Raw genomic sequence first — 9,919 nt, 5'->3', positions numbered from 1 at the left:
CCGCCTAACCAGCGCTTCCAGCTGACGCGCAGGATTCGTCGGCTAGACTGAGAAGTAGTTGGCGCGCCACTGAAGCACAGAATCGTTAGGCCGTGGCCCGCGACCTTGTCACGGCTCCCCGAGGGGGTATACTGCGAGTTGTACATCCTAGCGTACAAGGAGCAGCATCATGCGCCCACTCAAGCTCGACGAGGACATCCGCCCTCTCTCGGAGTTCCGTGCTGAGATCGCCTCGTTCGTCAAGCAGGTGAACGACACCAAGCGCCCCCTCGTGCTCACGCAGCACGGTCGTGGCGCAGTGGTCGTCGTCGACATCGCGGAGTACTCGGCGATGCGCGACCGGCTCGAGACCATCGATGACATCGCTGCCTCGCGGGCACAGCTTGCGGCCGGCGAGGGCGTCTCACACGATGAAGCCAAGGCACGGGTCCTCGGCAGACTTGCCTAAGATGCGGGTGATCTGGTCGCCGCGCGCGATCGACCGCGTGGTCGAGATCGCGACCTACATCGCCCAAGACAGCCCGGCTGCCGCCGGGGAGTGGGTCGAGCGCCTCTTCGCCCATGTCGATGCGCAGCTTGCGGCGTTCCCGCTGAGTGGCAAACCTGCTCGTGACGTTGACGCGGACGACGCGCGCGAGCTTGTCTTCGAGTCGTACCGCGTCTTCTATGATGTAGGGGAGCGGGTCGAGATCCTCACGGTAAGACGCGGTAGCGAACTGATCGACTCCGATGAGCTGCGCTCGAGCCCGGCCTAACAAGCGCTTCCAGCCGACTCACGCACGCGCTAGTCTGATATGCAGCCGCTCGTTCGCTGCTGATGCGCAGATGCGTTAGACGCAGACGAAGCGTCGCATATCAGGAGGAGGGGCTCAGGCAGCGAGCAGACGGTCGCCTGAGGGTAGATTCCGACAGGTCGCTTCACAGGGATGGGGGTTCGGTCATGGTGGTCAGGTCGGTCATCTTAGCGTTTGCGATCGCCTCGCTCGTACTCGTAGGATGCACCTCCGCGGACCACAAGGCGGGCTGGAACGCGAGGGAGGAAGTCGGCGCGATCTGGGGCGTCGGCGAGCAGGGTGTCGACAGCGATCTCAAGCGAGTCGATGAGGACATGAGTGAGAGCCATCGGATGATGGCAATCATGATCCTCAGTAATGCGGGTGAGAACTCCGACCTCGACAGCTATGAGGACGTGTTCCTCGTTGATGTGAAGACCAACGATGGCAGCAACACGGCGACGGTCGTGGTTGTCGAGGACAAGACCGGCCTCCAAAGGACCATCGTCCCCCAGGCCATCAAGGACCAGGGAAACATCTCCGCTCCCTAGGAGACCGATGGCGTCGCGTCTAACAAGTGCTCCCAGCCGACTCACGCACGCGCTAGGCTGAACTGCAGTCGCTCGTTCGCAGCTGAAGCGCCAAGACGTTAGCCACAGCAAGAATCCGGTTTGGTTCTGGTAAGGCTCGGGGCGTATCATCGAATCATGAGTACACCAGCGATCGACATCAACAAGCTCGCGCCTGAGGAGCGTCTCGCCTTGATCGGAGACCTGTGGGACAGCCTCCGCACCAAGCCCGAGGAGTTGCATATCACTTCGGCGCAGCAGAAGGTGCTTGATCGGAGGCTCGACGAGCTCGACAGCGGCGACGCTGCAGTCATCTCCTGGGACGACGCCAAGCGGCGGCTTCGCGGCTGACCGGCGTGCGCAGCGCCTGGTTCCTCACATCGGCAGTCGCAGATGTGGCGGAGGCGCGCGAGTGGTATGAACTCCAGCGACCGGGTCTCGGCGACGAGTTCATTGATGCCGTGGATACGGCGGTGGACTCCATTCTCGGTTTCCCTGCCGCACATCCCGTTGTCTTCCGTAGATCTCGCCGCTTCTTGCTGCCGCGCTTCCCATACTGTCTGTACTACCGCATCGATGACGCCGGGATCATCGTGGTCGCCTGCCTACATGCGGTTCGTGATCCGGAGCATCATCGGCGTCGGTCGAGTGGCTAACAAGCGTTTCCAGCTGACGCGCCAGGTCGCTCGGCTACACTGTCAGGTATCGGCGCGCAGCTGAAGCGCCGGGACGGTCGACCGAATCCTCGCTAACGAGAGATCAGATGGCAGCGCCCCACTCCAGCATCCGGCTCAGACGCTATCGCCAGGACGACCTCGGCCTGCTGCGCCAGCTGCTCGGTGACCCGGAGATGACGCGCTTCCTGGGCGGGCCCGAGTCGGACCAGTCGCTTGCCGCCCGGCACGAGCGGTACATCGAATCCGATCCTGACACCAGCGGCCTGTTCGTGGTGGTCGTGGGTGACGCTGAGGCGCCGGCAGGCTGGGTGGGGTTCTGGGAGTCGGAGTGGGAAGGTGAGACCACCTGGGAAATCGGCTGGCATGTGCTGCCGCTATTCCAGGGCAGAGGCGTCGCGACCGCCGGCGCTACTCTGGCGCTCGAGGCGGCGCGCTCTCGGCGCCGTCACCGGTTCGTCGATGCGTTTCCCGCCGTGGACAATGGCGCGTCGAACGCGCTGTGCCGCCGGCTGGGCTTCCGGCTGCTCGGTGAGGTCGAGATCGAGTATCCCAAGGGGCGCATGATGCACGCGATGCACTGGCGCTTGGACCTTGGGGACGGATCGGTCTGACAAGCGCTTCCAGTCGGCGCGCCAGAGTCGTCGGCCACGCCGGTTCGCGTTCCGGGGGCGATCACTCGGCAGGGATGGCGGCAGCGAGAGCACGAATGTCTTGGGTTGCCAGTATCGCACCCCATCCCCACCGCGCTACAATCGCTTCGGCCATCGTGGGAGGGGGTCCCATGTCGGGAAGGCGTCGCATCAAGGGCGATATGCGTGAGCGTCTTGACTCGCTGTCTGCCGCGTTGAGGGGCTTCATACGCAACCCGAACCCGTTCGACGACCCGTACGGCTGCGCGGCCAGCACCGCCCTGATCGTACTCGTGGCGGTCGTGATCCTCGGTGGCATGTATATCACCGGCGTGATCGATCACGACTTCACGCAGACGCCCCAAGAGCGCGCCGCATCCGGGGAATCGTCTCTCGGTGACGCAAGTCCGGCACCGTCTCAGGAGTCGGCTGCACCGAGCGGCCCCGTGGCAGAGAACCCGACCGCCGTGGGCCAGGCTGTCGACGCGATAGCGGGACCCGCTATCGCAGACGTCTACGGCGATGCCTGGCTGCAGAGCGCTCCGTCGGTCGAGGCTCCGATCGTGAGCCTGCAGTACGGCATCCCGACGAATCCTGTTGAGGGCGATGGGGAGAAGTTGCGCGATGCGTTCGAGGACAGAGGCGCGCGCGTGGATCCCGCCAACAGTGAGATGGACTACCACGCCGGCGAGGAATTCATGATGCTGATAGATACGGGCAACTCCGCCTACAAGTCCATCCGCGTAAGCGTCTCTCCGGAGTACAAGATGGTCTACGTGAACGCTGACAGGTCCGAGTAGGGGTGCTCACGCACGAGCCGCTGCGGGCCGAGCGGTAGCCCGTGGCGCTTGCCAACTCCATCAGCGAGAACGCATCTGTGCAGGGCCGGGACTCGATCGAGGAGGATGTCATGGTAGAGGCACGGAAGCGCCGCACGATCCTGGTCGTAGGGATCATCCTGGCGTCGTTGCTGCTCTTCGGCTGCGACTTCTTCGATGGGTTCGCGAGCGACCCGGGACCCAGGCAAGGCGAATCGGCCTACCCCAATCCGTATGACGACACGTACTACCCGCCGGACGAGGCCGGAAGCGAGCAGTCCGCGGGCACCGCACCCTCCGATCAGGACGAAGGCGCACTGACGGGAGCGCAGGAAGGTCCCGCCACGGGACCCATCACCGCCGGGGAGATAGCCGGCACGTACAGCGCGAGCGCCGTGCTTTCGAGTGTGGTGGCGGACGTGGAGGCGGAAGAGAGCCTGCCGGTCACCGTGCAACTCAACGAGAACGGTACAGGTACGGCGACCGTGGACGGCTACAGCGGCGCGGCGCAGTTCTCGGGCACCAGTGTCAGCTTCTCCGTGACCATGGAGGAGGGCGGTCAGTCGGTCGTGTGCAGCTACAAGGGTGTGGCGGCTAGAAGCGAGGACGGCAGCCAGATGGCCATCACCGGGACGATGAACTGCTCCATGATGGGCGTCACCTTCGCCTACTACGAATGGACGGCATACAAGTAGGAGCCGACGGTCGTCCTGCCATCGCCTGACCCTCACGACCCTACGGCCGTTCTCCTTGGCAATACGCACATTGCACCCGGGTACTATTGACGTATCAATTTCACCAGGGTAATAATGCTCCATGACCGTCGAGGCATGGGGAGCGCATATGAACGCAGAGATGGATGCACCGTCACTGGTCCTGTTCGCAGGAACGCAGATGATCACGTCGGGTGGACGCAAGGAGATTGCCGAGGGGGTCGCCGAGCTTCAGGCACACGGCGATGCCCGTCCTCTTCTGGTGTTCGATAGCGTCACCGGCGAGCAGGTGGATATCGACTTGCGCGAGAACCCGGCCTCGGACGACGCAGCGGTGGACGAGGCGCCGGTCCGCGGTCCGGGCAGGCCGCGGCTGGGCGTGGTCTCTCGGGAGGTGACGCTGCTGCCACGGCACTGGGAGTGGCTGAGCGCCCAGCCTTCCGGGGCGTCGGCCGCGCTGCGGAGGCTCGTAGACCAAGCCCGGCGGCAGAACGAGTCGGCGGACCGGATCCGGCGCTCACAGGAGGCGGCGTTCCGCTTCATGTCGGCGATGGCGGGCAACGAGCCCGGCTTCGAGGAGGCGTGCCGCTCGTTGTTCGCGGGCGATGAGCGCGGGTTCAGGTCTCACGTGGAGGGCTGGCCAGACGATGTGGCCGGCCTCGCAACCAAGCTTGCTGCTGATGCGTTCTCCGCCGGGAGCGCCGGCTGACGTCACACATGGGGAGGTGCACGCGATGGATGAGCAGACGATGTTCGCACTCCTGGTGGACCTCCACCGGGACGGACCGCGTCAGGGGCCGGGGAGCGATGCCGAGACCCTGCGCGCGCTCGAACTGACCCGGATCGACCGTGATGCCGCGCTTGATGTCGCCGATATCGGCTGCGGCACGGGCGCTTCAACGCTGGTGCTGGCGCGCGGGCTCCCCAACGCCCGGATCACGGCTGTCGATCTGTTCCCGGAGTTCCTCGAGATCCTGGCCGACCGGGCGCGGGACGCGGGGTGTCTCGAACGGATCGAGACCCTGGCGGGATCGATGGAATCGCTCTCGTTCCGGGTCGAGGAGTTCGACCTCATCTGGTCCGAGGGCGCCATCTATAACATGGGTTTCCGTGAGGGCGTCGCTGCCTGGCGGCGCTTCCTGAGGCCCGGCGGGATGCTGGCTGTCTCGGAGATCACCTGGCTGTGCCCCGATCCCCCGGACGAGGTCCGTCGGCACTGGGAGTCGGAGTATCCTGAGATCGGGACGGCTTCCGAGAAGATCGCCATCCTGGAACGGGAAGGCTACGACCTTTTCGGATACACGGTACTGCCGCCGGCGGCCTGGACCGACGCTTACTACCGGCCGACCGGGGAACGGATACCGGCGTTCCTTGAGCGTCACCAGGGCGAGCCGGACGCCGCGGAGGTCGCTCGGCTCGAGCGCGAGGAGGCCGACCTGTACAGGCGCTACCAGGACTGGTTCAGCTACGGTTTCTACATCGCACGGAGGCGATGACGCCAGGCGCGTCTCTTGTGGCAGGAGCCAGCGGATCGGAGGACGATGCAACCCGATACCCGACCAGACACCGTGACCCCCCGGGTGCTGCTGATCAACGGGAGCCCCCGCGCCGGTGGGAACTCGGATGTGCTCACCGGGCGCATCGCTGCCGGCATCGAGAGCGCATCGCTCGCAGCCGAGACGGTCAGGCTGCGAGAGCTCGAGTACAGCTCGTGCGTGGGCTGCGAGGCGTGCCGGAAGGACCGCCGGTGCTCCAGGTTCGACGACGGGATGACCTCCCTCTACGACGCGATCGCCCGGGCCCGGGGCCTCGTCCTGGTCTCTCCCGTGCACAACTACAACGTGACCGCATGGATGAAGGCGTTCATCGACCGCCTCTACTGCTTCTACGACTTCGAGTACCCGAGGCCCGGCCCCTGGCGCAGCCGGCTGTCAGGCCAGGGGCGTGCGGCGCTCGTGGTCGCGGCGGCGGAACAGCGGAATCTCAGCGACGCCGGGTTCACCCTTGAGGCGATGCGCAGACCTCTCGAGGCGCTGGGTTACGAGGTGATGGACGACCTGCTCGTGCCCGGCGTGTTCGACAAAGGAGCGGTCTCACGTCTGGATGCGGTACTCAGCGCCGCGGAGGAGGCCGGCAAGGCCCTCGCCGAGGTGATCGCGCCGTGACAGGGCGGCGGACACATGCCGGGAGTCTCCGCACGCAGCGCGCGGAGACGAGGAGGACGCATGCACGATGACGGGAAGCGCCCCAAGCGCGTGGTGGTGAACGACCTCATGCAGCAGGGGTACGAGTACCTGCTCATCGAACCGCAGGGCAGCGGGTTCGATCCGCGCTTCGAGCCGGAGCTCACACCCGAGGAGATGCTGCGCCTCGGCGTGTTCGGCGGCAAGTATCTCACCGACTGCCGGGACGAGTTCCCCGACTCATGGTTCGCCGATGCGAGGCTCTGTCATGAGCGGCACGTGCCGGAGCTCAACTACTTCGGCGTGAACGCCAGTCTGCCGCTTGCCGAGTGGCGCCGGCGCGGATGGATCCACCCCGACGACCCGCGGGGCTGGTTCCAGTGGTACTGCCGCTACTGGATGGGTCGCCGGTTGCCCGGTGAGGACGATCGTCAGATCGGGCGGTGGCGGGCGTTCCGCCGTCACGCAGGACAGGTGCGGGCCAACTGCCTGCCCGGCGACGACACGTGTCGGCCGAAGCAGCGGCAGGCCCTGATGAACTGGGCCTACGACAGCCGCAGGCTGTAGCCTACGGCTCGAGCGGATGGAGGAGGACGATGGACGCACTTCAGCAGATGCGGGAGTTGCTTGCGCGACAGCTCGACTGGGGCGAGGCGCACGTGGGGTTCGAACGGGCGCTGGCAGACTTCCCTGGTGAGCTGCAGGGCGTCGCGCCCCCGGGCTTCGCTCACACCGGTTGGCAGTTCCTCGAACACATGCGCCGGGCGCAGGCCGACATCCTCGACTTCTGCGTGAATCCCGATTACGTGTACCCCGGGTCGCTCGACGAGTACTGGCCCGGGCCGGCGCCTTTGCCCGGCGAGTCCTGGGAGGCGACAGTGGCCGATCTCACCGAGGATCGCGAAGCGCTCAAGCGCCTCGCGCTCGATGAGTCGGTGGACCTGTTCGCGCCGGTTCCTGCGGCTCGGTCAGATGACCAGACCATCGCGCGGGGGCTGATACTCGCAGCCGATCACAACGCCTACCATCTCGGCCAGATCATCGCGCTCAGGCGAGTGCTGGGCGTGTGGCAGGATGGGCCGGGCTGGAGATGACCGTGTTCACACCGATCGGCATCATACACAGTCCGCACACCGACCTCGCGGGCATGCCCATCCAGCCGGCGGGGGCGCAGGGCGTGCCCGGTACGGTGGAGGTCCTGGAGGAGTACGCCCCGGGCCTGCGCGACCTGGACGGCTTCTCCCACGTGATCCTGCTCTACGAGTTCCACTGCAGCAGCGGCTTCGAGCTCGAGGTCGTGCCGTTCCTGGACTCGAGTCCTCGCGGCCTGTTCGCCACGAGGGCCCCCCGTCGCCCCAATCCGATAGGTCTCTCCGTGGTGCGGCTGGAGAAGGTCGAAGGCGGCACGCTGTACGTCCTTGATGTCGATGTCCTCGACGGCACCCCGCTCCTTGACATCAAACCGTACGTGCCTGTCTTCGAGCCACGGGGCGCGATCCGGATGGGTTGGCTCGAGGAGAACGGAGACAGGGTATCAGGGCACCGGTCGGACGACAGGTTCCGCTAGCATGGAGGCGGCTGGTCGTCGATAGACGATGGGCCGACAGGCGCCCACGAGCGTACCGATCACGGAGCGACAGGTGACGAAGCGGCCGATCCGATTCACGTTGCATGAGTTCGCCGGATCGATGGGCGACTTCGGCACCCTGCTGCCGCTCGCCATCGGCTATATCGTCGTGTGCGGGCTGGATCCGGCCGGCTTCCTGGTGATGATGGGGCTCGCGAACATCGTGAGCGGTCTCGTCTACCGTCTTCCGATGCCGATCGAGCCGATGAAGGCGCTCGCGGTCGTGGCGATCGCGCAGCAGTGGGAGCCCTCGCTCATCCATGCGTCGGGATTCGCGATGGGGATCACTTGGGTCTTGCTTGCGGGCACCGGGGCGATCAGCTGGATCGCCAAGCAGACTCCCCGCGCCGTCGTGATGGGCATCCAGGTGACGCTCGGCATCCTCCTCGCCACAGAGGCGCTCAAGCTCGCGTCGGCCTCCTGGCTCCTGGCGATCGTAGGCGTACTGATCGTCCTTGTCTTCCGGCGCAGCAAGTACGCGCCCGCGGCGATAGTCCTCATGGGCCTCGGTCTGGCTCTCATGTTCGTGAACGGCGGCTTCGAAGCCGTCAGGCCCGTGGAGTTCCGCCTTCCCACGCTGGTCACCTTCTCGGCCGAGGAGGTATGGCGGTCATTGCTTCTCGGCGGGTTCGCGCAGATACCGCTCACCGCGGCCAACGCCGTGATCGCCACGTCTGCTGTGATCTCCAGCTACTTCCCCGGTGAGCAGGTCAGTTCGAGGAAGCTCGGCCTCAGCCACGGTGTCATGAATCTGGTCTCGCCGCTGTTCGGCGGGATGCCGATGTGTCACGGCTCCGGAGGACTCGTGGGGCAGTACTTCTACGGGGCTCGCACGGCTGGCGCCAACGTGATCGAGGGGATGATGGAGATCACGCTGGGCCTGCTGTTCGCAGGCTCGATCGCCGGGCTGTTCGCCGCTTTCCCCCAGGCCATCGTGGGCGCGATGATGTTCATGGTCGGGCTGGAGATGGTGAAGTTCGCGAAGCACCTCAAGGTGGGACCGGAGCTCGTGCCCCTCGTCGCGACGGTCGGTGTGGCGTTGCTCACCAACATGGCCTTCGGATTCGTGGCCGGGCTGGCAGCCGACCGTATCGTGCGGTTCGCATCCGGGCGCCGCTCAGGCTCGTGAGGCTGGACGCCGCCCAGCGGCTTGGCATGGAACGGCCCGCCCCGGGTCGCTAACGCTTCAGGGCGGGCCGAACCTCGTGCTGCGATCAGTCGGTCGCCAGGATGACGTGATCCGCCTTGATCACCGCCGTGACGGCAGAACCTGTGGTGAGGCCGAGTTCATTCACCGCGTCCATCGTGACCACGGCAGTGAGCTTCTGCCCGCCCACGTCCAGGGACACCTGCGCCTCAACAGCGCCCTCCTTGATGGCGGTGACGGTTCCCTTCAACTGATTGCGCGCCGAGAGCTTCATCTCTCCTCCTCTCCAGGTTAGGGACTGCCTTAGTGTTACCCCGAACCATGCAGCTCCGTAACGGCGTACGATGCCCATGTGCGTACGTCGTGCGGGCGGAGCACGGGTGACACGGGCGGGAGACCCATGACCATCGACGAGTTCTTCCACGGATACGAGCGTTCGAGGGAGTTGTGGGAGACCCTCATGCTCCGCGCCGGGGTGCGCGATGCGGAGGAGTTGCGCGTATCGAAGAGCCAGATCGCGCTCATGAGCGGCCGGGCTTACGCGTGGGTATGGATCCCGGGCCGGTATCTGCGAGGGGAGACAGCGCCGATCGTCCTGTCCATCGCACTCGGCCGGAGGGACGAGTCGCCGCGCTGGAAGGAGATCGTGGAGCCCGCCCCTGGACGCTACATGCACCACCTCGAGGTGCGCGATGCGGGCGATCTGGATGATCAGGTCGTGTCCTGGCTCGAGGAGGCCCGTCTCCGCGCCGGTACGCCGCTATGATGGGAGCGTTGTCCGCC

17 protein-coding genes are annotated in these 9,919 nt (G+C 65.7%); 16 read left to right on the top strand and 1 reads right to left on the bottom strand.

What is annotated here, in order from left to right:
- Nucleotides 1-169: 169 nt before the first annotated feature.
- The 15 genes from MSB02_RS09535 to MSB02_RS09465 all read left to right on the top strand — a co-directional run bounded on the left by MSB02_RS09535 (nt 170) and on the right by MSB02_RS09465 (nt 9,118).
- A complete protein-coding gene (locus MSB02_RS09535) occupies nt 170-448 on the top strand; it encodes a type II toxin-antitoxin system Phd/YefM family antitoxin (RefSeq protein WP_267195003.1) in 279 nt (92 codons plus the stop codon).
- Complete coding sequence (locus tag MSB02_RS09530; protein WP_267195002.1) at nt 411-755, top strand: type II toxin-antitoxin system RelE/ParE family toxin; 345 nt, start codon at nt 411-413, stop codon at nt 753-755. Before MSB02_RS09535 ends, MSB02_RS09530 begins: the two co-directional genes overlap by 38 nt.
- A 185-nt stretch (nt 756-940) precedes the next feature.
- On the top strand, nt 941-1,324 hold the full coding sequence (locus tag MSB02_RS09525) for a hypothetical protein (RefSeq protein WP_267195001.1): 384 nt from the start codon (nt 941-943) through the stop codon (nt 1,322-1,324).
- 156 nt (nt 1,325-1,480) lie between these two features.
- Nucleotides 1,481-1,693 (top strand): addiction module protein, encoded by a 213-nt coding sequence (locus MSB02_RS09520; protein WP_267195000.1) that lies wholly within the window; start codon nt 1,481-1,483, stop codon nt 1,691-1,693.
- A 5-nt stretch (nt 1,694-1,698) separates the two neighbouring features.
- A complete protein-coding gene (locus MSB02_RS10620; RefSeq protein ID WP_267194999.1) occupies nt 1,699-1,998 on the top strand; it encodes a type II toxin-antitoxin system RelE/ParE family toxin in 300 nt (99 codons plus the stop codon).
- Between the two features lie 107 nt (nt 1,999-2,105).
- The gene (locus tag MSB02_RS09510; RefSeq protein ID WP_267194998.1) at nt 2,106-2,630 is read left to right on the top strand and encodes a GNAT family N-acetyltransferase; all 525 of its coding nucleotides are present in this window, start codon (nt 2,106-2,108) and stop codon (nt 2,628-2,630) included.
- A gap of 170 nt (nt 2,631-2,800) precedes the next feature.
- Nucleotides 2,801-3,448 carry a hypothetical protein gene (locus tag MSB02_RS09505; protein ID WP_267194997.1) on the top strand — a complete coding sequence of 216 codons (648 nt, stop codon included), beginning with the start codon at nt 2,801-2,803 and terminating at the stop codon, nt 3,446-3,448.
- 110 nt (nt 3,449-3,558) lie between these two features.
- Entirely contained in the window at nt 3,559-4,161 is a 603-nt protein-coding gene (locus MSB02_RS09500) for a hypothetical protein (protein WP_267194996.1), read from the top strand.
- 148 nt (nt 4,162-4,309) lie between these two features.
- Entirely contained in the window at nt 4,310-4,888 is a 579-nt protein-coding gene (locus MSB02_RS09495; RefSeq protein WP_267194995.1) for a DUF2239 family protein, read from the top strand.
- A gap of 25 nt (nt 4,889-4,913) precedes the next feature.
- On the top strand, nt 4,914-5,675 hold the full coding sequence (locus tag MSB02_RS09490) for a class I SAM-dependent methyltransferase (RefSeq protein WP_267194994.1): 762 nt from the start codon (nt 4,914-4,916) through the stop codon (nt 5,673-5,675).
- 45 nt (nt 5,676-5,720) lie between these two features.
- A complete protein-coding gene (locus tag MSB02_RS09485) occupies nt 5,721-6,344 on the top strand; it encodes a flavodoxin family protein (RefSeq protein WP_267194993.1) in 624 nt (207 codons plus the stop codon).
- 60 nt (nt 6,345-6,404) lie between these two features.
- The gene (locus tag MSB02_RS09480; protein ID WP_267194992.1) at nt 6,405-6,929 is read left to right on the top strand and encodes a hypothetical protein; all 525 of its coding nucleotides are present in this window, start codon (nt 6,405-6,407) and stop codon (nt 6,927-6,929) included.
- A 29-nt stretch (nt 6,930-6,958) separates the two neighbouring features.
- Nucleotides 6,959-7,456: a DinB family protein gene (locus MSB02_RS09475; RefSeq protein WP_267194991.1), complete on the top strand. Its 498-nt coding sequence runs from the start codon at nt 6,959-6,961 to the stop codon at nt 7,454-7,456.
- On the top strand, nt 7,453-7,929 hold the full coding sequence (gene tsaA, locus MSB02_RS09470; RefSeq protein WP_267194990.1) for a tRNA (N6-threonylcarbamoyladenosine(37)-N6)-methyltransferase TrmO: 477 nt from the start codon (nt 7,453-7,455) through the stop codon (nt 7,927-7,929). The genes MSB02_RS09475 and tsaA overlap by 4 nt, the downstream gene beginning before the upstream one ends.
- Nucleotides 7,930-8,002: 73 nt before the next feature.
- Nucleotides 8,003-9,118, top strand: coding sequence for a putative sulfate/molybdate transporter (locus MSB02_RS09465; protein WP_267194989.1), 1,116 nt, complete (start codon nt 8,003-8,005; stop codon nt 9,116-9,118).
- 85 nt (nt 9,119-9,203) lie between these two features.
- Here MSB02_RS09465 and MSB02_RS09460 read toward each other — a convergent pair whose 3' ends face one another.
- Nucleotides 9,204-9,410: a TOBE domain-containing protein gene (locus MSB02_RS09460; RefSeq protein WP_267194988.1), complete on the bottom strand. Its 207-nt coding sequence runs from the start codon at nt 9,408-9,410 to the stop codon at nt 9,204-9,206.
- Nucleotides 9,411-9,536: 126 nt separating this feature from the next.
- Here MSB02_RS09460 and MSB02_RS09455 point away from each other — a divergent pair, with 126 nt between their 5' ends.
- Complete coding sequence (locus tag MSB02_RS09455) at nt 9,537-9,902, top strand: DUF5655 domain-containing protein (RefSeq protein ID WP_267194987.1); 366 nt, start codon at nt 9,537-9,539, stop codon at nt 9,900-9,902.
- Nucleotides 9,903-9,919: the final 17 nt, after the last annotated feature.

Origin of the sequence: Anaerosoma tenue (assembly GCF_023161965.1) — a bacterium.
GTDB classification, from domain to species: Bacteria; Actinomycetota; Coriobacteriia; order Anaerosomatales; family Anaerosomataceae; genus Anaerosoma; species Anaerosoma tenue.
Note: the sequence above shows the minus strand (reverse complement) of the source record. Positions and strands in the feature narration are given on the sequence as shown.

Coding starts and splice junctions, on each gene's coding strand:
- MSB02_RS09475 (WP_267194991.1), top strand. CDS start 6,959: ATGGACGCACTTCAGCAGATGCGGGAGTTGCTTGCGCGACAGCTCGAC.
- MSB02_RS09525 (WP_267195001.1), top strand. CDS start 941: ATGGTGGTCAGGTCGGTCATCTTAGCGTTTGCGATCGCCTCGCTCGTA.
- MSB02_RS09455 (WP_267194987.1), top strand. CDS start 9,537: ATGACCATCGACGAGTTCTTCCACGGATACGAGCGTTCGAGGGAGTTG.
- MSB02_RS09535 (WP_267195003.1), top strand. CDS start 170: ATGCGCCCACTCAAGCTCGACGAGGACATCCGCCCTCTCTCGGAGTTC.
- MSB02_RS09520 (WP_267195000.1), top strand. CDS start 1,481: ATGAGTACACCAGCGATCGACATCAACAAGCTCGCGCCTGAGGAGCGT.
- MSB02_RS09510 (WP_267194998.1), top strand. CDS start 2,106: ATGGCAGCGCCCCACTCCAGCATCCGGCTCAGACGCTATCGCCAGGAC.
- MSB02_RS09505 (WP_267194997.1), top strand. CDS start 2,801: ATGTCGGGAAGGCGTCGCATCAAGGGCGATATGCGTGAGCGTCTTGAC.
- MSB02_RS09530 (WP_267195002.1), top strand. CDS start 411: ATGAAGCCAAGGCACGGGTCCTCGGCAGACTTGCCTAAGATGCGGGTG.
- MSB02_RS09480 (WP_267194992.1), top strand. CDS start 6,405: ATGCACGATGACGGGAAGCGCCCCAAGCGCGTGGTGGTGAACGACCTC.
- tsaA (WP_267194990.1), top strand. CDS start 7,453: ATGACCGTGTTCACACCGATCGGCATCATACACAGTCCGCACACCGAC.
- MSB02_RS09495 (WP_267194995.1), top strand. CDS start 4,310: ATGAACGCAGAGATGGATGCACCGTCACTGGTCCTGTTCGCAGGAACG.
- MSB02_RS09485 (WP_267194993.1), top strand. CDS start 5,721: ATGCAACCCGATACCCGACCAGACACCGTGACCCCCCGGGTGCTGCTG.
- MSB02_RS09460 (WP_267194988.1), bottom strand. CDS start 9,410: ATGAAGCTCTCGGCGCGCAATCAGTTGAAGGGAACCGTCACCGCCATC.
- MSB02_RS09500 (WP_267194996.1), top strand. CDS start 3,559: ATGGTAGAGGCACGGAAGCGCCGCACGATCCTGGTCGTAGGGATCATC.
- MSB02_RS09490 (WP_267194994.1), top strand. CDS start 4,914: ATGGATGAGCAGACGATGTTCGCACTCCTGGTGGACCTCCACCGGGAC.